The sequence below is a fragment of the Candidatus Paceibacterota bacterium genome (genome assembly GCA_041666545.1).
Lineage (GTDB): Bacteria > Patescibacteriota > Minisyncoccia > Phycocordibacterales > JBAYGS01 > JBAYGS01.
On record JBAYGS010000001.1, the window covers coordinates 155433 to 176070 of the forward strand.

22 protein-coding genes are annotated in these 20638 nt (G+C 47.2%); 11 read left to right on the forward strand and 11 right to left on the reverse strand.

Annotated elements, in window-relative coordinates; genetic code table 11:
• Nucleotides 1–4: 4 nt before the first annotated feature.
• Together WCT25_00875 and WCT25_00880 are read right to left on the reverse strand one after the other, a co-directional pair.
• Nucleotides 5–1270, reverse strand: coding sequence for a S41 family peptidase (locus WCT25_00875; protein ID MFA6535965.1), 1266 nt, complete (start codon nt 1268–1270; stop codon nt 5–7).
• Between the two features lie 116 nt (nt 1271–1386).
• On the reverse strand, nt 1387–3081 hold the full coding sequence (locus WCT25_00880; GenBank protein ID MFA6535966.1) for a 2-isopropylmalate synthase: 1695 nt from the start codon (nt 3079–3081) through the stop codon (nt 1387–1389).
• A gap of 334 nt (nt 3082–3415) precedes the next feature.
• Between WCT25_00880 and WCT25_00885 the strand changes: the two genes are divergently transcribed.
• Nucleotides 3416–4336 carry a CorA family divalent cation transporter gene (locus WCT25_00885; GenBank protein MFA6535967.1) on the forward strand — a complete coding sequence of 307 codons (921 nt, stop codon included), beginning with the start codon at nt 3416–3418 and terminating at the stop codon, nt 4334–4336.
• 74 nt (nt 4337–4410) lie between these two features.
• Nucleotides 4411–5784 (forward strand): cysteine--tRNA ligase, encoded by a 1374-nt coding sequence (gene cysS / locus WCT25_00890; GenBank protein MFA6535968.1) that lies wholly within the window; start codon nt 4411–4413, stop codon nt 5782–5784.
• A 23-nt stretch (nt 5785–5807) separates the two neighbouring features.
• Here cysS and WCT25_00895 read toward each other — a convergent pair whose 3' ends face one another.
• A complete protein-coding gene (locus WCT25_00895) occupies nt 5808–5990 on the reverse strand; it encodes a hypothetical protein (protein MFA6535969.1) in 183 nt (60 codons plus the stop codon).
• A 145-nt stretch (nt 5991–6135) separates the two neighbouring features.
• Here WCT25_00895 and dnaB point away from each other — a divergent pair, with 145 nt between their 5' ends.
• The 3 genes from dnaB (at nt 6136) to WCT25_00910 (ending at nt 8373) form a co-directional block, all read left to right on the forward strand.
• Nucleotides 6136–7530 carry a replicative DNA helicase gene (gene dnaB / locus WCT25_00900; GenBank protein ID MFA6535970.1) on the forward strand — a complete coding sequence of 465 codons (1395 nt, stop codon included), beginning with the start codon at nt 6136–6138 and terminating at the stop codon, nt 7528–7530.
• The gene (locus WCT25_00905) at nt 7527–8138 is read left to right on the forward strand and encodes a toprim domain-containing protein (protein MFA6535971.1); all 612 of its coding nucleotides are present in this window, start codon (nt 7527–7529) and stop codon (nt 8136–8138) included. Before dnaB ends, WCT25_00905 begins: the two co-directional genes overlap by 4 nt.
• Before the next feature lie 76 nt (nt 8139–8214).
• Nucleotides 8215–8373 (forward strand): hypothetical protein, encoded by a 159-nt coding sequence (locus tag WCT25_00910; GenBank protein MFA6535972.1) that lies wholly within the window; start codon nt 8215–8217, stop codon nt 8371–8373.
• Nucleotides 8374–8482: 109 nt separating this feature from the next.
• On the opposite strand, the gene rplU is transcribed toward WCT25_00910, so the two are convergent.
• On the reverse strand, nt 8483–8836 hold the full coding sequence (gene rplU / locus WCT25_00915) for a 50S ribosomal protein L21 (GenBank protein MFA6535973.1): 354 nt from the start codon (nt 8834–8836) through the stop codon (nt 8483–8485).
• Between the two features lie 120 nt (nt 8837–8956).
• The gene (locus WCT25_00920) at nt 8957–10054 is read right to left on the reverse strand and encodes a DNA recombination protein RmuC (GenBank protein MFA6535974.1); all 1098 of its coding nucleotides are present in this window, start codon (nt 10052–10054) and stop codon (nt 8957–8959) included.
• An 88-nt stretch (nt 10055–10142) separates the two neighbouring features.
• Here WCT25_00920 and WCT25_00925 point away from each other — a divergent pair, with 88 nt between their 5' ends.
• The 3 genes from WCT25_00925 to WCT25_00935 all read left to right on the forward strand — a co-directional run bounded on the left by WCT25_00925 (nt 10143) and on the right by WCT25_00935 (nt 11539).
• Entirely contained in the window at nt 10143–10595 is a 453-nt protein-coding gene (locus WCT25_00925; protein ID MFA6535975.1) for a GatB/YqeY domain-containing protein, read from the forward strand.
• Between the two features lie 3 nt (nt 10596–10598).
• Complete coding sequence (locus WCT25_00930; protein ID MFA6535976.1) at nt 10599–11231, forward strand: hypothetical protein; 633 nt, start codon at nt 10599–10601, stop codon at nt 11229–11231.
• A 77-nt stretch (nt 11232–11308) separates the two neighbouring features.
• Nucleotides 11309–11539: a hypothetical protein gene (locus WCT25_00935; protein ID MFA6535977.1), complete on the forward strand. Its 231-nt coding sequence runs from the start codon at nt 11309–11311 to the stop codon at nt 11537–11539.
• Nucleotides 11540–11972: 433 nt separating this feature from the next.
• Here the strand turns inward: WCT25_00935 and WCT25_00940 are convergent, their stop codons facing one another.
• From WCT25_00940 to WCT25_00950, 3 genes are all read right to left on the reverse strand, one after another.
• The gene (locus WCT25_00940) at nt 11973–12191 is read right to left on the reverse strand and encodes a hypothetical protein (GenBank protein ID MFA6535978.1); all 219 of its coding nucleotides are present in this window, start codon (nt 12189–12191) and stop codon (nt 11973–11975) included.
• A 245-nt stretch (nt 12192–12436) separates the two neighbouring features.
• The gene (uvrB, locus tag WCT25_00945) at nt 12437–14485 is read right to left on the reverse strand and encodes an excinuclease ABC subunit UvrB (GenBank protein MFA6535979.1); all 2049 of its coding nucleotides are present in this window, start codon (nt 14483–14485) and stop codon (nt 12437–12439) included.
• A gap of 181 nt (nt 14486–14666) precedes the next feature.
• A complete protein-coding gene (locus WCT25_00950; protein ID MFA6535980.1) occupies nt 14667–15035 on the reverse strand; it encodes a hypothetical protein in 369 nt (122 codons plus the stop codon).
• Between the two features lie 406 nt (nt 15036–15441).
• Between WCT25_00950 and WCT25_00955 the strand changes: the two genes are divergently transcribed.
• Nucleotides 15442–16044 carry a hypothetical protein gene (locus WCT25_00955; GenBank protein ID MFA6535981.1) on the forward strand — a complete coding sequence of 201 codons (603 nt, stop codon included), beginning with the start codon at nt 15442–15444 and terminating at the stop codon, nt 16042–16044.
• Nucleotides 16045–16084: 40 nt separating this feature from the next.
• Here WCT25_00955 and tgt read toward each other — a convergent pair whose 3' ends face one another.
• Together tgt and WCT25_00965 are read right to left on the reverse strand one after the other, a co-directional pair.
• Nucleotides 16085–17323: a tRNA guanosine(34) transglycosylase Tgt gene (gene tgt, locus WCT25_00960; protein ID MFA6535982.1), complete on the reverse strand. Its 1239-nt coding sequence runs from the start codon at nt 17321–17323 to the stop codon at nt 16085–16087.
• Nucleotides 17324–17423: 100 nt separating this feature from the next.
• Nucleotides 17424–17894, reverse strand: coding sequence for an FKBP-type peptidyl-prolyl cis-trans isomerase (locus tag WCT25_00965; GenBank protein ID MFA6535983.1), 471 nt, complete (start codon nt 17892–17894; stop codon nt 17424–17426).
• Between the two features lie 145 nt (nt 17895–18039).
• Between WCT25_00965 and WCT25_00970 the strand changes: the two genes are divergently transcribed.
• Nucleotides 18040–18765, forward strand: coding sequence for a TIGR00730 family Rossman fold protein (locus WCT25_00970; protein ID MFA6535984.1), 726 nt, complete (start codon nt 18040–18042; stop codon nt 18763–18765).
• 52 nt (nt 18766–18817) lie between these two features.
• Here the strand turns inward: WCT25_00970 and WCT25_00975 are convergent, their stop codons facing one another.
• Entirely contained in the window at nt 18818–19213 is a 396-nt protein-coding gene (locus tag WCT25_00975) for a DoxX family protein (protein ID MFA6535985.1), read from the reverse strand.
• A 110-nt stretch (nt 19214–19323) separates the two neighbouring features.
• On the opposite strand from WCT25_00975, the gene eno reads away from it, so the two are divergent.
• Entirely contained in the window at nt 19324–20610 is a 1287-nt protein-coding gene (gene eno / locus WCT25_00980; GenBank protein MFA6535986.1) for a phosphopyruvate hydratase, read from the forward strand.
• Nucleotides 20611–20638: the final 28 nt, after the last annotated feature.

Consider the following 20638-nt stretch of genomic DNA (forward strand, 5'->3'; position numbering starts at 1 on the left):
TCTATTAATTGTTTAATAATTCAATCGCTTTATCCAACTGCACATCCTTGCCGGCCTTCACATCCTTCTCGGTCGGCTTGACCGCCACATCCGGTATCAAGCCATTTTCGGAAATTGATTTGCCGTTTGGAGTCAGCCACCTGGCAATCGTGACCTTAAACGAGGTGTCTGGAGTCAATTTTATCAATTCCTGAACTGACCCCTTACCAAAAGTTTGCTCGCCCACCAATTTGGCGACTCCATGCTCTTTTAGCGCCCCCGCCAAAATCTCGGCGGCTGAAGCCGAACCGCCATCAATCAAAATTGTCATTTTCAGATTATCATTAAAGACATTGTAGCCTTTACTGCGATAAATTAGCGGTTCCTGCTTTTTGCCGAAATCTTCGCTTACTACCACCTTACCAACCGGTAAAAACCAGCTCGCCATATCTACCGCCGCCTCCAGGTAGCCGCCGGGATTGCCACGCAAATCAAGAACCAGTTTGTTGGTACCGGAGAGGGCGAACTCACGAAGTGATTGGCGGAACAAATCGGCCGAATTAACCGAAAAATTGTAGAGTCGCAGAACAAAAACGCCATTTGCGAGAGTGCCGTTGCCTTGCGCATCAACCGAGAGAGTACTTCTGACTTCGGTATCGACAGTTGGGATGTTGATGGTCTCGCGAGTAATTGAGAACTCCTTGGGACCGCCGTCGCCATTTCTCAAAACCGTCAACTTTACGACCGTACCTTCTTTACCGCGAATAAGTTTAACTGCCTTCTCAACCGGAAAATCCGATGATAGTTGATTGTCAATTTTAATGATTTTATCGCCCGGTTTTAGTCCGGCCCGCTCGGCAGGGCTACCTTTAAGTGGCGAAACTACCACCAGGACTCCCTCGCGAATTCCAACTTCCATACCAACGCCAGAGAAATTACCGTTAATTTCGCTTTCGAAAATTTTCGCGTCATCCGGCGGGAAAAAAACCGTATAAGGATCGCCCAAAGAGGAGGCCAAGCCCTGAATTGCACCCCAAACCCGCTTTTGATTGCTGGTAGTCGTAGCCGCTTTACCCGTCGGCACAAATTTATCATCGATAGTTTTCCAGGCTTCCCAAAAAGGAGCGAAGTCGACAGCCTCCACCGAAGCTGAAGCCTCTTTGTTAATAACTGAATTAATTTGTGAAATTGCCGGCTGATTTTCCCGTCCAAGGTAAACTCCGGAGGCAAAGGAAATCCCTAATGCCCCGATTACAACTAAAGCAACAACAATTTTTTGCCAGTTTCGCATGGGCTCCATTATCTCAAAGCTAGTCGCCAGGAGCAAGCTTTACGAACACTTGAAAGCCACATAAAAAAACCGCCACGACTTCAGTCGCAACGGTTTGGCTTTAACAAGAACTATAACTATTCTGAGGACGGCAGACCTTGAGCCTTGCGAATTTTTAGATCAAGTCGATTCAAGGCACTTAAAATCGCCCTAATCGAAGCGTTTTCGCTGTTGGTATCCGTACCTGCTCCCCAGCAACGCCAACCTTTGGAATTTTCAATCTGAACATAGGCAATGGCCTCGGCACTCTCGCCGACACCCAGAGAATGTTCGTGGTAAGAGACAACAGTAAAATAATCCGCCAGGGCTTGAGTTAGCAGAGCTTGAACAAAGGCCGAGATGGGACCGTTGCCAGCACCGGTAACCCACTCCACTTTGTAGTCGTGAAGAATTTCGGCGTTGCAGACGCATTCGCCGTCACCTGTCGATTTAAACTTAACGAGCGACCAGGGATAATCGAGTGCAATGTATTCCTTATAAAACATCTCTCTCAATTCGGTCGGCGTCACTTCGCGCCCCAGAGAATCTACTTGGTCATTTGCGATGGGTCCAAACTCCCTCTGCATTTCCTTCGGCAAAAGTATGCCGAATTCTTTTTCCAAGAGGTAGGCAACCCCGCCTTTGCCGGATTGACTATTAACCCGAATGACTTCCCGATATTGCCGACCGATATCTTGCGGATCAATCGGTAAATACGGAACATCCCAAACTATTCGACCATCCGCTTCGCGCTCCGCCAGGGCCTTTTTGATGGCGTCCTGATGAGAGCCACTGAAAGCCGTAAGTACCAGCTCACCCGAAAATGGCTGACGAGGCGGGACAAGCATGCCCGTACACTGTTCGCAAACCTGGCGAATCGCGCCAAGTTCACTGAAGTCCAAACCAGGGTCGATGCCGTGCATCAAGAGGTTTAAGGCCAAGACCACAATGTCCAAATTGCCCGTCCGCTCGCCATTTCCGAAAAGCGTACCCTCGACTCTGTCGGCGCCTGCCAACAATCCCAACTCGGTAGCGGCAATACCCGTACCCCGATCATTATGTGTGTGCAAACTGATAATCAAAGACTCGCGCCATTTAATATTTGTGCACATCCACTCAATCTGGTCGGCGTAAACATTCGGCATCGCAACCTCGACGGTCGACGGTAGGTTTAGAATCATCTTCCGCTCCGGTGTCGGCTGCCAAACATCCATGACCGCCTCAGCAATTTCTTTTGAGAATTCAACTTCAGTGGCTGAAAAACTTTCAGGAGAATACTGGAGCGTCACCTGGGTCCCAACAAGCAACCCCAACCGATTTTTTATCAGTTCTGCGCCATAGACAGCAAGCGCCTTGATTTCGGCCTTGGACTTGCAGAAAACAACCCGGCGCTGCGCCGGAGAAGTTGAGTTATACAGATGAATGATAACCCGCTTGGCCCCAACGAGCGCTTTGAAAGTGGCGTCAATCAAATCTTCGCGGGCCTGAACCAACACCTGAATGGTCACATCATCGGGGATATGTCCGCCTTCGATTAGAAGCCGCGTGAAGCGATACTCGGTGTTCGAAGCAGATGGAAAACCGATTTCAATTTCTTTGAAACCAAGCCTAACGAGTAACTGAAACATCGCCAGTTTCTGGGCGACATTCATCGGCACCGGAAGAGCTTGATTGCCATCGCGCAGATCTACACTCGCCCAGATTGGCGCCCGTGTCAAAACTCGGGACGGCCACTTGCGGTCAGGTAAGACAATAACAGGAAAAGACGCGTACTTGCCAGGTTTAATTTTCATAACAAGGAGTGGTTTCGGATACAATTATGTTGTTTTTCAAGGAACAGCCCCCCACTTTTTATCGAGACTCTAGTCTAGACAAAAATCAGCGTCTTCGGGTGAAGAGCTGACTTGTGTTCACAATCTACCTTAATTCTCCTTGTCTACATTAACTAGATTTTGAATACGAGCAAACTCTCCACCGTAGGGAGGAGCAAGAGACCCGAGAGCAAACTCTTGTGACTCGTATTATTCATAGCGACCATATTACTTCGACACTGAAACAATGTCAAGAAATCTGCAGCCAACTTCAATCGGACATAGCCTAACCTTAACGGGATGATATAATATTCCCATGATTAATATCTACACCTACAAAAAACTCAAATGGATTGACTTGGAGTCTCCGACCAAGGATGAAATTCGTTCGATTATGGAAGAGTACCGGATTCACCCCCTAATCGCCGATGAATTGATCAATCCCAGCCTCAAGCAAAAGGTTGATCTCTATAAGGATTTCATTTATCTAATTCTCCACTTCCCCGCCCTGAAGCACAGTCACCAGAAAACTGCCGGCGCCAACCAGGAAATTGATTTCGTCATCGGCAAAGATGTCATTATCACCTCGCACTACGACACAGTCGACCCTCTCCATGAATTTGCAAAAATTTTCGAGGTCAACAGCATTCTCGACAAAAGTCATATTGGCGACCATGCCGGCTTCATTTTCTATCACATGATGAAAAGCATCTATCGCGCCAGCACCAATGAGTTGGAGGCGATTGAAGACTCGCTCAAAGAAATCGAGACCCAGATTTTTGCCGGCGAAGAGCGCGCCATGGTTTTCGCTCTTTCCAAAATCAGCCGAAATTTGCTGAATTTCAAAACCACGATTTCACTCCATAACGACATTCTTCAATCCTTCGAAGCAGCCGGTAAAATATTTTTCGCTGGCGAATTTGAGCACTATCTTCAAGCAATCAGCAGTGAATATTTCAAAGTCGACAAGATTATCAAAAGCCACATCGAGGCTTTGGCCGAATTGCGCGAGACGAACAATTCCCTTCTTTCTACAAAGCAAAATGAAATTATGACAACCCTCACGGTCATGGCCTTCATCATCTTGCCTTTATCGTTCATTTCTTCGCTCTACAGCATGAACACCTCCTTTTGGCCCTTCGTTGGCGTGAAAAATGACTTCTGGATTATCTCCGGCACGATGGCAATAATCGGCATAATTATTTTCCTGGCCTTCAAGCGGAAACGCTGGCTGTAGGCGCGAGGCGCGCCAGAATTAGGAATTGGAAATTATGAATTCAAATTCCTCACTTAATTCATAACCCATAATTCATGATTCAACTCTACAACACTCTGACCAAGCAAAAGGAAAATTTCGCCCCGATAAAAGCAGGTGAAGTTTCGATGTATCACTGCGGACCGACGGTCTACAACTATGCGCACCTGGGCAACTTACGCGCTTATGTTTTTGCCGATTTGCTGAGGCGAGTTTTCGAATATGAAAATTTCAAGGTTAAACAAGTCGTGAACATCACCGATGTCGGCCAGCTTGTAAGTGACGCCGACTCCGGCGAGGATAAGATGACTAAAGCCCTGAAACGCGAAGGCAAGCCTCTGACCTTGGAGGCTATGGCTGAATTGGCCAATTTTTACACCCAAGCCTTCGTCTCTGACCTCAGAGCTTTGAACATTCTCACTCCCGACTATCTGCCAAAAGCCAGCGAGCACATTAATGACGATATTGAGGTCATCAAAAAATTGGAGACTAAGGGCTTCACTTATAAAACCTCCGATGGAATTTATTTTGCTGTCGGCAAACTGCCAACTTACGGAAAGCTGGGTGGCTTAAATCAGGAAAATAAGCAGGCGCGAATTTCCGCCAATCTGGAAAAGCAGGACCAACGCGACTTCACCCTCTGGAAATTCGATGGCCAAATCGGGTGGGAAAGTCCTTGGGGCAAAGGCTTCCCCGGTTGGCACATCGAGTGCTCCGCCATGTCGGAAAAATATTTGGGGCAACCTTTTGACATTCACACCGGCGGCATCGACCACATTCCGGTTCACCACAATAACGAAATTGCTCAAAGCGAAGCGGCTAATGACAAACCACTCGCTAACTTTTGGTTGCACAGCGCTTTTCTCACCTTGGCTGCCGGCGAAAAGATGGCCAAGTCAGAAGATAATTTTTTAACTATCGATTCGCTCCTCAAGCTCAGGACCAGTCCCCTCGCCTACCGCTATCTGCTGCTTACCACTCACTATCGAAGTCCGCTAAATTTTTCTGTGCCGGTCGTAACAGCCTCCGAAGTTGCTCTCGGCCGTTTACGAAATTTTGTCTCCGGGATCAAATCTGCCGGAAAAATTGAACCGAATTACCAAAAACAATTCAACGAATTTATTTCTGACGATTTAGACCTGCCAAAAGCTCTGGCCCTGGCTTGGGAATTAGTTAAAGATGACAAAATTTCTGCACCGGATAAAAAGGCCACCTTGCTTGATTTTGATCGAGTTTTTGGGCTCACTTTAGATAGAGTTGAAACTTTTGAGATCCCGACAGCTATAGCGGAGCTTGTCACAGAGAGACAAGCCGCGCGGGAGAAATCCGACTGGAGTTTGGCGGATCAATTGCGCAAGCAAATCGAGGATCAAGGTTTCGAAGTTTTGGACTCCAAATCCGGCCAGGAAATTAAAAAGGCCAATCGCTAGATCGGCCCTTAACTTACTCGCTTCTAGAGAACCTCCAAAGGATCAGGCTTTCTTGGCAGCTTGTGACCGGCGTGACGAACCTTGCGAAGTTCCAGACTCAACGCCTGCCAATCGGCCTGTTCTCGTAAGGCCTCGCTCGAGACCGCAAAACCACGTTTAGGTTTGGCTGTCCTACCAGTTAACCGCCTTTTGGGTTGTGAGCTCATTTTGGTCTCTCTTTCGTGGACTGTTCTTCGCAAATAGTAGCACCCAGACCGCAGAGGTCAAGACAAAAAGCAATACACAGTTTGACCACAGTTTGTGCGATTTTTTGGATTGCGCAGTTTAAGGAACGCCCGTAGAATTAATCCAATGCACGAGAATAATAAAAAATCTTTGCGAGTACCGCCACACAACCTCGAATCCGAGCAGGCGCTTTTGGGATCAGTAATGCTACGCCCGGATGCTCTAAACGAAGTTCTGGATCTCGTAAACGCCGAATCTTTTTACACCGAAAGACATCGTCTGATCTATGAGACCATGATCGAGCTCTGGGGCAAAGGCCAAGCCATCGACAGCCTAACTCTTTCCGCTCGTCTCAATGACAAGGGAGCTTTGGAGCAAGTCGGCGGTATGAGTTATCTTTCGGAACTCACCAACGCCGTCCCCTCATCCGTCAATGTCGAGCACTACGCCAAAATTGTTCAGAAAAAATATATGATGCGCCGGCTTATTCACGCCTCCGAGCAAATCGGCGCTTTAGGCTACAACGAGGAAAATGAGCTCGAAGAGATTATGGACGAAGCGGAAAAACATGTCTATGACATTTCCAACAACTCAAGCGTCCACAAATATATCACCATGGGGGATGCTCTCGATGAAGCTTGGGAGCGCCTCGACAAGCTTCATAAGTCCGGCAACGAACTGCGTGGCGTGCCAACCGGTTTTCCGGGTCTAGATGACAAATTAGCTGGCCTCCAAAAATCCGACCTGATTATTTTGGCCGCTCGACCGTCGATGGGTAAAACTTCGCTCGCTCTTGATATTGCCCGCCAGGCCGCCATCACCCACAAAATTCCTGTGGCCATCTTTTCTTTGGAAATGAGCTCTCAGCAACTGGTCGACCGTATGCTCGCCGCCGAGTCCCGAGTCGACGCTTGGAAACTTCGCACCGGTAAGCTCTCCATGGAGCAAGACTTCGGCAAGATTCGAGATTCGCTCGCCAGCCTTTCCAAGGCCCCGATTTACATCGATGACCAGGCCGGCAACAACATTTTGAAAATGCGCGCCATTGCGAGAAGACTTAAAAGCGAAAAGGGTCTCGGTCTCATTGTGGTCGACTACTTACAACTCATGGTCCCGACCAACTCCCACAAGACCGACAACTTGGTCCAGCAAGTCACGGAAATCTCCCGTTCCCTTAAAAATTTGGCCCGCGAACTTGATGTGCCGGTCCTAGCGCTTTCCCAGTTATCCCGTGCCGTCGAAGCTCGTGGCGGTAAACCTCGCCTCTCCGACCTCCGCGATTCCGGCTCCATCGAGCAGGACGCCGATGTGGTTCTCTTCATTCATCGTGAACGCGAGGAAGACACTAGTAAGGGTAGCAAATCAAATGTGGCAGAAATTATGATCGAAAAACACCGCAACGGGCCAACCGGCACAGTTCAACTTTACTTTGATGACCGCAAGTCCACCTTCCTAAGCGTCGAAAAATCTGACTTCGGCGATTTTGACACTGCCGGCGGAGAGGGTGCCTCAATTATATGAACGCCATCGACAAATTAGTTGAAAAGTTTCGAAACTTTCCGGGAATTGGGCCCCGCCAGGCGCGTCGTTTCGCCTACTTCCTTTTAAGCCAACCGCCCACCGCCCTAAAAGAGCTCGCTTCACTAATCGCCGAACTAAGAGGCAACATTATCGCCTGTCAAAAATGTCAGCGTTATTTTGAAAAGGAGCGCGCAGGCAATCCAATCTGTAATATCTGCCGAGACAAAAATCGCGAAGCCGAAACTTTAATGATAGTCGCCCGAGATATTGATTTGGAAAGCATCGAGAAAGCCAACAGCTACCACGGCAACTATTTTATTCTTGGCGGCAACCTGCCGATTCTCGAACCGGAGCCCGAAAAGAAAATTCGTTTACAACTTTTGCTTAATCGAGTCGGATCCGAGCCGGCAATCAAGGAAATCATCTTGGCCATGAATTTAAACCCCGACGGCGAACACACCGGTGATTTTGTTGAGGCTGAATTGAGGAGAAACTTTGCCGACCGCGACATTAAAATTAGCCACCTAGGCCGTGGCCTCTCGACCGGTGCGGAACTCGAATACGCCGACCGAGAGACAATCAAGAGCGCCCTCAAAAATCGCTTCTAGCTTTCGGTAGACAAGTCGATTGATTTTTCCAAGCGGGGTGATACTATTTTAGTAGAAATCTCAACAAAAGGATGTTATGCAAGCCCTGCTTAGCCTGCCCATCCTTTTAATCATTGGCTGGGCACTTTCGATTCACGATCCGAACAAGCCTGTAGTAGGCAAACTTCAGGAACTGCTTTGGATTGCCGCCTCATGCGCCTTCGGTTTTGGCTTCGCCGCCATAATCTGCCACTAGCCAGTACAAAGTGGCCAAGAGAAAAACCTCCGTCCCAACTGTACCGCAAACCCTACCGGGCTTGCGGTTTTAGCTTAATAAAAAAACCGACCCTAGTGGATCGGTTTTTTTACTTGAGCGCCGTAATCTTAACTTGGAAGAAATCTTGTCGGTGTCCGGCCTTTTTGTAGTATCGGCTCTTTTGCTTGTAGTGGATGACAGTCACCTTTGGCAATCGGCCAATCTTTTCAATTTCGGCCTCAACTTTGGCACCGGAAATGTAAGGGGTGCCGATAGTGGTATCTTGGCCATTATCAACCAAAAGCACCTTATCAAAGGAAACTTTGCCACCAACCTGGTGCTCGCCCTGAAGTTTCTCGATTCGCACTGATTCACCCACGGAAACCTTGTACTGTTTTCCGCCAGTAGCAATAACCGCAAATTCTTCAGTCTTATTTGGTTTTGCGCCTTTCTTGATTGGCATAATGGGACTATTTTACACAAAGCCAATTAAAAAGCAAGTGCACGAATAGCGAGACCACGAATACGCACACACGAATATAAAGATATGGAAAACCCCTAAGGTTGCGACGAACTCGCAAGATTACCCCTCCAGTTCATCACTCTCCGGCTTAGCTAGGAGCGCCGGCTCAATTTTGGCCGAAACGCCGGTAATTTTTAGGATGTCTTTATCAATTTTTTTAAATTCCTTACCGGAAATATTGTACTGATTTACCGCCGTGGAGAGAGCGTTGCCAAGCTTATTGTGGTACTCATCATAGCTCTTTAAATGCTTCATTAGGCCATCAACATTCTTCACAATCTCTTTGGCCTGCTCCTCGATTTGCATCGCTTTTAGGCCCTGTAAAACGGTCTGCAGATAGGCCAAAAACGAGGTCGGCGAAACAATTATCACTTTGTACTTCCCCGCCGCCCGTTGAATTAGGTTTTCCGTATCGTCGGCTAAAGCGCCGATTTTATTGATTAACAGATCATAGTAAATCGCCTCGTGCGGAATAAACATAAAAGCAAAGTCCATCGTCCCCTCGCCCGGCCTGATATATTTCGAAGTCTCAACAATTCGATTTTTTAAATCATTGACGAAAATTTTTTCCAGTTTTTCCTTTTCCGCCGGATTTCTCTCTTCAACTAAACGGTTGTAGTTTTCCAAGGAAAACTTTGAGTCAACCGGAATAATTTTATCCTTTACCCGCACAATCGCATCGACAATCTCGCCATTTTTAAAAGCATACTGCATTTGATAATTCCCCGGAGGCAAAACATTTTTCAAAAGGGTTTCTAGATAGTACTCCCCCAAAATCCCCCGCTGTTTTGGATTTTTCAAAATATCTTGAAGCGACTGCAGTTGGTCAGCAAAAGTCACCATGTTTTTGCCGGTCTCCTCAACTCTCGCCACCTTGTCGGCGATGTTGGAAAGCTCCTTTAAAAATTGCCCTGTCACATTTCGGCTTTCACTTAATTGCATCTTTACAGAATCATTCATTTGCCTGGTCCCCTCGCCAATCTTGGCATCGACGGTGCGAGACAATTCGTTGACCTGCTGAAGCAAAAGCTTCATACCATTAGTTTCCGCCTCCTCATTCGCACCCGCTCGGCTATTAAATTTCATAATTAAAAAAATAACCGCGCCAATTAGGATCGCGACCAAAACCGTAAGAATAATCAAAAGTGTGTCTGACATAAAAACATTATACTCCAGAAGACTGGAAAGTATAAGGTATCGGGTATATAGTATATGGTATTAAGACCAAATTTTTACTCACCTTACCATGTCTCTACAAAACGATATTCGAAGCCAAGTCAAAGACGCTATGCTCAAACGCGAGGCGGTGCGTTTAGGAGTCTTGCGTGGCCTCCTGGCCGCTTTCACCAACGAATTGGTCGCCAAAGGCAAAAAGCCGGACCAAGAGTTAGCCGATGAAGATGTCCTCACGGTAATCAAACGCTCGGTCAAGCAACGAAAGGATTCAATCGAGCAATTCAAAGCCGGCAACCGTGACGATTTGGCTGAAAGTGAAGCTGCCGAATTGAAAATTCTAGAAACCTTTCTCCCTCAAATGATGAGCGAAGCCGACATCACAAAAGTCGCCGAGGCCAAAAAAAAGGAACTAGGAGTGACCGATAATAGCAAACTCGGTGTCTTAGTCGGAGCCGTGATGAAAGAGCTTAAAGGCCAAGCTGACGGCGCCACCGTTAAAAAAGTAGTGGAATCCTTGTTTTAAATCATGAGCCCACAAAGCAAAACCCGCGCTCTGATTATTTTATTCCGAACGATTTTACTAATCGCCATTATTACGGTGATTGTTTTTGCCGGGCGCAATAGCTCAAAAATCCTAGCCCGAAACGGTAGCTTGATCGGCCCCCAAACTGCCGGGCTTTTTGGCGGTTTTAAGTACAAAGCTTACGGTAATAGCGCCCTAAGTTATCAGCTGAGTTGCGAGGAATTTGCGGCCGCCGACATGCCTGTCGGAGATACCGTTATTAGCAAGAGTGTTCCCAAAAATCAGATTTTTGCTGACTCCCAAGAGTTGGCCGATGAGATGGCCCTCGCTTTTCTTAAAAGCCAGGTCACTGACGAGCTAACCTGCTACAATTCGGACCAAGAATACATCGCCACCTGTGAACCTCCAACAGTTGGGGAATATACTGTCGTGGTTCCAGCATACAGCTTCAGCGGTAAACTTTATGACGCAGGTTATGCCACCTTACTGAACCCTGCAGGCACCATGGTTAATAGCATTTGTGTAAGCCCAAACTGTCGAGCTAGGGCTGCCGCCAAAATTGCCGCCTTAAAAGAGCTGAAGTGCGAACTGCCCGACACATCAGGCTATGTGCCCGCAGCCGATGGATCCATATAAGAAAACCGGGCTTTTCTTCTACTATTGACTTCTCCATATAAAGTATGGTAGTATGGCGGTAGATTGGAGAATAATTTATGAAGACTGTTTCCGCTTCGAGGTGCCACGCGCTCCTCAACTTCGCTCGAACGATTGCTGACCGGCCCGAGTTGGCAGAAGTAATCGGCAATCGACCGGTATCGCCTTTAAGCAAGGCTCAACAGGATCGCCTGAAACGGACCGAAAGCCCTTCTTTGAAAAGGCTCGCCCAAAGGGCCGCGTTAAGTCAGGACGCTGTGGCCGGACAAGGCCGACTCCCCTTGCCATAAGGCTCGATCCTAAAACGGCGAACCCCTCGCCGTTTTTATATTTTCGTGTAGAATTAAAGCTGGATAGTCTTGTACCAACCTCAACCAAAGGCAGTTATGGCAGTGATGATGTTCCGAGTCTCAGGCAGTTCTGGTATCGGCAGTGGTAGTCGCGGTCTCATTCCTTCAGGATTGCGTTCGGGTTCCTTGTTTGGTGGTAGCATAGGCAGCCACGGCAAAACCCCCACAGCGTCCGAAGAAGCCCCGCCGCGAAAATCCTTCAAGCCCAACCGGCACACCGAACGAGTGAAGCCCGAAACCAGAAAATGCCCGCCCCCTTGGCACCATTGAACATCAGCAACTTTCACTATTAAGGCGCGGACTCTGTCCGCGCCTTTTCTTTTTGATAAATTTAAAGGCGCGCGGTGAATTTTAATCACCCGCGCGCCACTCTTCAAAATTCCAAAACCTCTTCGGGAGGAATGTCGATTTTATCTTGAAGGCAACAGCCGACATTTTGCCAAACCCCTTTGGTATACCGGACTCGAACCGGAGTCATCGGCACCGTGTCGTAATCGTCCACAATCCAATAGGCCCAGGTGCCTTCTTGTTGCCAATCGGCAATCATGGTCCTAGTTCGGTCCACAATCATTCCGGTCATATTATTCATCATAAATTCCCTTTCTCGTTTCTGTCTTAAGACTACACATTTATGACAAGCTGTCAAACCCGCACAAACAAAAACCCCGCGAATCGCTTCGCGGGGTTTTTGTTTTTAGCTTTAGCGACACCAGTCTGCGCTCTTTAGTTATTAGTTTTTAAATTAATTTTATAATGTAAGAGCGCAGGCTGGTGTGGCCCGAATTCAATGTTCATCTGTTAGAGTATAGCATACGCCACCTTTTTTGTCAAGTATTTTCATTCTTTCTTCCTCCTGACCTTACTTTTTGACTTATTAGAGCCACTTTTGACTTTGATCGCCTCAATTTCATCTCTCATTAAAGCGGCTGTCTCAAAGTCCAGCACCTTTACGGCTTCATTCATCTGCTTTTCTTTTTCTTTAATTAGTTTGCGGATATTCTTGCCGAACAATTGGGTATCAATTTCAACGAGCGAGGCCACAGCTTTGTCATGCTCACTTCTCATCTCCTCGGTGATATCGTGAATCTTTTTAATAATCGTCTGCGGAGTTATACCGTGCTTTGTATTGTAAGCAACCTGGATCTCTCGTCGGCGATTAGTCTCGTCGAGCGCCCGCTTGATTGAACCGGTCACCACATCAGCATAAAGAATCACCCGCCCGTGCACATTTCGCGCCGCTCGGCCGATAGTTTGAATGAGTGAAGTATCCGAACGCAAAAAGCCTTCCTTGTCGGCATCAAGAATTCCAATAAGCTCGACTTCCGGCAAGTCCAAACCTTCACGCAAAAGGTTCACGCCGACAATACAATCGAATTTGCCGCGTCGGAATTCAGTTAGAATATCGATTCGATCAATCGTCTTGATATCACTGTGTAAGTATTCAGCTTTGATGCCACGTTCTTTGAGAAATTCACTTAAATCCTCGGCCATCTTCTTGGTCAAAGTCGTGGCAATTACCCGACCGCCGTGTTTAATGGTTTTCTCGGCTTCTTCAATAAAATCCTTCACCTGACCCAAATATTCTTTACTCGAAACAACCGGCTTAATATCCACAACCGGGTCAATAAGTCCGGTCGGACGAATCACCTGTTCAACAATCTGTTGACTCTTTTCCCTTTCGAAATTGCTCGGCGTGGCCGAAGTATAAATTACCTGGCCGACTCGTTTTTCAAATTCATCAAACTTCAAAGGCCGGTTATCCTTCGCTGACGGCAAGCGAAAACCGAAATCAACCAAGGTTTTTTTCCGCGAGGCGTCGCCGGCATACATACCATTAAGTTGTGGCACGGTCACGTGCGATTCGTCGATGATAGTGAGAAAATCCGGTGAGCCGTCAGCCTTGTGCGGGAAATATGAAAGTAAGGTATCAGGCGCTTCGCCAGGCTTTTTACCGGAAAAATGGCGCGAGTAATTTTCGATACCATTGCAATAGCCAACTTCTCGAATAAGCGCTAGGTCATAATTGGTCCGACGCTTCAGACGCTCTACTTCGAGCACCTTGCCTTCCTTCTTCAAAACCTTCAACTGCTCTTCAAGCTCGAGTTTAATGTCGGCAATCGCGCGAGCCCGCTCTGCCTCCGGTGTCACGAAATGTTTGGCCGGAAAGATAAAAATCGAATCCAGCCCACCGATTTCGGAACGCGAAATCGCATCGATCTGCCGAATTTTCTCAATTATCTCCTCGCTAAATTCAAATCGGTAAATTACCTTCTCGTTGACAGGCATCACTTCGACCGTATTCCCCACTGCCCGAAATTTACCCGGCTCAAGATCGGCATTGGTGCGCTCGAAATAAATCCCAATCAATTTTCTAATCATTTCGGCACGAGAAATCTTGTCACCAATTTTTAACTTTAAATTCACTTTTTCGTATTCTTCCGGACTGCCCAAGCCATAAATACAGGAGACCGAGGCTACAATAATCACATCCTTGCGGGTGAGTAAGGCTTGAGTCGAAGCGTGACGCAGGCGCTCAATCTCCTCGTTAATCATCGCCTCCTTCTCAATATAAGTGTCGGAAACCGGCATATAGGCTTCCGGTTGATAGTAGTCGTAATAAGAGACAAAATAGTGAACGGCGTTCTCTGGAAAGAATTCCCGATACTCCTGGGCCAGTTGGGCCGCGAGAGTTTTGTTGTGAGCAATTACCAAAGTCGGCTTTTGGATTTGCTCAATCACATTAGCAACGGTAAAAGTCTTGCCCGAACCGGTCACGCCCAAAAGAGTCTGTTTGGTAAGGCCCTTTCTAACCCCTGAAACCAGGGCCTTGATTGCCGTAGGTTGGTCTCCTGCTGGTTCATAACCAGTTCTTAGCTTAAATTCCATCGCAACACTATACAACAAAATCCTTAACTTTAATACCTTTGTTTGTTGTAGGTTGTGGGCTATTAGTTGTCAGTTCCCAACTCTCGTTTTATTCGCATGCCCTATTTGTAAGGGTTCCCAACAAAAAAGCCCCGGCATTATGCCGAGGCATTTGCAAACCCACCCAAAGATTGCTCAAGAATTATCCCGGAGCATAACCCGCAAATGGAGACTGATTCTCCAGGCCTAGGCAATCTCGCTTCCGCTGTCTGGCCTGACATTCGGCTGTGGCCCGACTAACGAGCCAATCGTTCCTGCGCGCCAGCCGAATTTCCTCGCGCTTCGTCATGGTAATCCAGCTGTTATAGCCGTCTCGGTTCCAGAAGACAACTTTTTGAGTTGCTGGGACATTCGCGTCACCAACAACCCGATAACCCTCCTGACCGTGTCTGGGCATAGCGATTTTCCCGCAGGCCGGAGTTGTGTAAACTTCATCTCGCTTGAATTTGAATTGCGACAGTTCAGCGTAAACCGGTTCGTGCGAGGTCTTCATAACCATCTCGGGTGTCATTTTATACCTTTCTCTTTGTTGTGCTTTATTGAGTTTTACCGAAGGAACAATCCGCCTAGCATAAGCCAAACGAAGAGCCCTCAAGCTTTTGACTTGAGGGCTCGTTTTTAATGTTGAGATAAATTTTCTTAACACCAAGAACCAACCCTCAAATCTTCTGTGAGGACAGGCAAATTCTTAATGGAAATGTAGGAATGAATTTTCATTGGTGTCGGTAAATCCTAGCAAAACCTGTGCATTTTGTCACCTCTTTTTAGCTTCTCCTGTGGATATCCGGCATTCTCTACACAGTTTCTCTACATAGGGCAGTCCTATGTCATAGGACTGCCCTATGTAGAATCACTTGCAAAATAGTCAGGAACGAGTAGGATGATTTGAGGAAAACTTGTTTAAAAGAAAGGACTATATGGCGACCAACCTAAAATCACTTAGGAAGGATCAATTAATGGTTCTCCTGGTCGAAGCAGTAGTGGAGAAAAGAACCGATGACATCACGGCATTCAGCAATGAACTGCTTGATCGGATACCTCCGGAGGCTGAGCCCGGATTGGTGCTTGATGTCGAACTCCAGGAGCTTGGCGCGGCAGATACTCTGGAGCTTCAAGCACCTGAACCGCCGGTAGAGCATCCGATATGCCCGACCTGCAAGACTGTGAGGACTTGGGTCCGAGACCACTTCACCTGCACATATTGCAATCAACAACTGTGTCCCGACGGCGGAAGCAACCCGATACCCGGCAAATTTGTTGAAGCGGACGGAGGCGGAGTAGCGTTTCAACACGGTGTTGTGCCGGACGGTGGTGATCAAAGGAGAATTACCGGTGGCAATCCTCCGGAATGCCCGAAATGTGGTGGCGGAATGATGCCGGATGAATCAGTTTACCGATGCATTACTTGCGGTCACGCGGTTGGCAATCCGCCAACGTGTTCAGATTGCGGCACATTGACCACACCTGACGGTGCAGTTTACAAATGTTTAAACTGCGGACATGTCATGGGCGACCACTAGCCTGCCGGAAAAATCAAAGCGAGACCTGAGTCTCGCTTTTTTACTTGTAGGTTTTTAGAAAGCTATTCTTAAATTCTTCGAAATTACCGTCGAGAATTGACTGACGGATTTTATCTACCAAATTAACCAAAAAATACAGGTTATGAATTGAAGCCAGTGGATGAAAAGTTAATTCGTGGGCACGGTGAAGAAAGGAGAGATACGCGACTGAATAATTTTTACAGGTATAACAGCCACAGCCTTTTTCAATCGGGCCCAGATCTTCCCGATACTGATTATTTTCAATGTGAATTCTCCCCTCTTTGGTATAAAGCGTGCCATTTCTTGCAGTGCGAGTTGGAGCCACGCAGTCAAAAGTGTCACAACCATTTTCAATCGCCAAAAACATATCTTCCGGTTCGCCGATACCCAAAAGGTGTCGCGGTTTTTCTTCAGGCAAAATTTTGTTGACCAAACCAACTGAAAGACCGATATCGGTCTTATCAAATGAGCCACCGATGCCGAAACCGTCAAAATCCATCTTCCCTATTACTTCGGCGCTTTCTTTTCTTAAATCTTGAAATCTACCACCTTGCACGATACCAAATAGGGCTTGTTTTCTGTTTCCCTCTCCAACTTTCAACTTTTCACTTTCAGCTTGCAACTCGCGATGCCTTTCCAGGCTTCGCGCTGCCCATCTATGCGTTCGTTCCATCGCCTCCTTTTGATATTTTTTGTCGGCTGTCGGCGAGGTGCATTCGTCAAAGGCAAAAATAATATCGGCGCCAAGATTGCGTTGGATCTCCATCGATTTTTCCGGCGTAAAAAAATGCTTACTGCCATCGCGGTAGGATTTAAACTCCACACCGTCCTCGGTAATTTTTGCGAGTGGCTCCTGGTCGGTACTACGAGCAAAATTTTTGGTCGAATCGGCCGCTTCAGTCTCGCCTTTTGAAAGTTTGGTGATTGTCGTACCGAAAGCCACACCAAGCGAAAAAGCCTGGAATCCGCCGGAGTCGGTGAAGGTTGGGCCTTGCCAATTCATCATTTTAGGAAAACCCCCGGCCTTTTTCACCAACTCATCGCCCGGTTCCAAATATAAGTGGTAGGTATTCGCCAAAACCGCTTGCGCGCCCAAACCTTTGACCTGCTCAACCGTCAGTGATTTCACATTGGCTTTAGTGGCAACCACAATAAAAGCCGGCGTTTTGATTTCGCCGTGGGGAGTTTGGATTACACCCGCTCGTCCCAAACCATTCGCAAGTTTTTTCTCAATTTTAAAACCAAATTCCTTAGTCATGTCAATCAAAATTAACAGAGAAATTCAAGATAAGCAAACGGCCCGCCGAATTTTGCGGAGCAAAAATTCGGCGGGCCCAATCTGCTTTCATCAAATTAGATTACTTTACATCGAGCATTTCAACCTCGAAGACCAGAGTGGAATTGGCCGGAATTGGGCCAACTTGCTGGCTACCATAAGCCTCACTCGGTGGCACGGTAATCACCCGCTTACCGCCAACTTTCATTCCAGCTAGACCCTTATCAAAACCCGGAATAACTTGTCCGGAGCCCAGTACGAAGCCGAAAGGCGCTTTTCCAAGATTCGTGTCAAAAACTTGGCCATCGGTAAATTTGCCGGTGTAGTTTACACTCACCGTCTTGCCGGCCACAGCTTCTACACCTGTGCCGATTAGCACATCGTCGACGACGATCGCCTCCGAGCCGGAGTCCTGAACGACCGGCGCGGCCGTTTGTGCTTTGTTGGTGAAATTGATTCCTGAGCCAATAGGATTTTCGAATAAAACCAGTGCGAGGAGGATTACGATTGCAACAGCGACTGCAATCGCCTCTTTAGTCGAAAGTGATTTCATAATAATTTAAACTAAATTAAAACCGCGTTAATAGTTCCTCTATTATAGTACGAAAGCCAAGCTCAACAAAGCACTCTTCCACAGATTAATAGCTTGCCCCGACTCTTGCCCTAGCGTACAATTGCCCTAATTAAACTTAAAAAATATGCAAGACGATAAAGAGCGCAAGAATATTAATATCCCGGACTTCCAATTAAACCGAATCCCTCACACAATCGATGACATTGTGGCCAGTCTCGGCCCCAAAGAACAGCACCGCCTATCAGTAATCCTACAGGAATTTGTCGATGGATTTTCTTTTATTCGTAAATACCCCAAGTCGGTCACCTTCTTCGGTTCAGCCCGCTTCCCGGAAGGCAATGTCCACTACGAAAAAGCTAAAAAGGTTGCTTCGGAAATTGTTAAGAAACTCGACTATGCCATTATCACCGGCGGCGGTCCGGGAATCATGGAGGGCGCCAATCGTGGCGCCAAAGACGCCAACGGCAAATCGGTGGGGCTTTTGATCCAACTACCCGAGGAGCAGGTTGCTAATCCTTATGTCAATGAATCCTTATCTTTTTATTATTTTTTCGTCCGAAAAGTCGTCCTGTCATTTTCCGCCGAAGCTTTTTTATTTTTCCCAGGCGGATTCGGAACCTTTGACGAATTGTTTGAAATTTTAACCTTAATTCAAACACATAAAATCCCTTGGGCGCCGGTTATTCTCGTAGGCCAAGACTACTGGGCACCTATCGATAAAATGATCAAATCAGTCATGCTACATGAACATAAAACTATCGACGAACCGGATACCAGACTTTACACGATTACCGACAGTGTGGATGAAATTTTGGAAATTATAAAGAGAGCTCCGTTAAGCCGAGTCTAGAACGCGGAAAACAAAACAGCCCCGCCTTGTCGCAAGGCGGGGCTGTTTTTCTTTAACGCCCAATAATTTTCTTAACCGTATAAATCCCCGGACCAACCGTGGCAATCGATAAAGCGCAGAGCAGAAGCACAAAGTCATACTCCCAACCGCCGACAAAGCCCTTGCCAAGCTTAAAGAGTATAATGGCAAAAAGCATATTGATGGCCAGAAGCACACCGGTCCAATAAGTCCAGACTCCCAGAAGCATCGTGATTCCTCCAACAAACTCGACCAGCGCCACTACATAAGCCCAAAAACCCGCGACACCAACCATCGATTCGAAAAAGCTAACAGTCCCGGACATGTCGGTAAGCTTGAGCCAACCATGAATTATGAAGACAACCGCCAAAGCCAACCGCACCAAGAATAAGCCGAGATCTTGATTTTTGTATTGATTTAATTTCCGCATTTAAAATTAAAATTAATGATAACCAACAAATTATACTAACTCCAACACTTTGCCACAACTGGCAAGCTGGAGCAGGCGGAGTTATAATTGAACCTCATTAATTTAAAACCATGGCAAAAATAAAAGAATTGAAGGCTCGTGAAATTATTGACTCTCGAGGTAATCCGACGGTCGAGGTCGACTTAACGCTATCTGACGGCTCTTTCGGCCGTTCGGCCGTTCCTTCCGGTGCTTCAACCGGCTCACATGAAGCCGTGGAGCTTCGAGATGGAGACACAACTCGCTTTGGCGGCAAGGGAGTCCTTAAAGCTGTGCAGAATGTGAACACGACAATTAAAGACCGCCTAGTCGGCAACGAGTTCAATCAGCGCGAACTCGACACCGAACTCATCGAACTTGATGGCACCGAGAACAAAGGCAAACTTGGTGCTAACGCCATTCTCGGCGTCTCGATGGCCTTTGCTCATGCCTCGGCCAAGTCGGAGAAGAAGCCGCTGTATCAATATTTCCGAGAAATCAGTGGTACGAAAAAACCGCTTCTTTTGCCTTCTCCGATGATGAATGTTTTAAATGGTGGCAAGCATGCCGAAAATTCTACCGACCTTCAGGAATTTATGATTATGCCTTTGGGCGCGCCGACTTTTTCCGAAGCAATCCGTTATGGCGCCGAAACTTTTCACGCTTTGAAGAAAATTTTGGCCAAGCGCGGCCTCAACACTTCTGTCGGCGATGAAGGCGGTTATGCTCCGTCTCTACCTTCCAACGAAGAGGCACTCAAGGTCATCATCGAAGCCATTGAAAAGGCCGGTTTCAAACCAGGCCAAGACATTTTTATCGCCATTGACGCCGCCGCCACTGAACTTTACAAAGATGGCAAATACGATTTGGCCACAGAAAAGAAAAATCTGACGAGCGCAGAAATGGTTGACCTTTATGAAAGCTGGATTGAGAAATATCCGATTGTCTCGATTGAGGACGGCTTGGCTGAAGATGACTGGGACGGTTTCAAACTCTTCACCGAAAAGCTTGGTTCAAAAGTTCAGATTGTGGGCGATGACCTCTTTGTCACCAATATCAAGAGACTCGAAAGAGGCATTAAGGAAAAGGCTGGCAATTCGATTTTAATTAAACTAAACCAGATTGGCACAGTCTCCGAAACTATTGATGCCATCAACATGGCCCACGAGGCTGGTTTTACTGCCGTCGTCTCCCACCGCTCGGGAGAAACTGAAGACACCACCATTGCTGATTTCGTGGTCGGTCTTGGTACCGGACAGATTAAGACCGGCTCAATGTCCCGCTCGGAAAGAATTGCCAAATATAATCAACTGATGCGAATTGAGGAGGAACTTGGCAAAGAAGCCAAATATGCCGGCAAGTCCGCTTTAAAAAAATAGAAGAAGAATGCCCCGCGATCGGAATCGC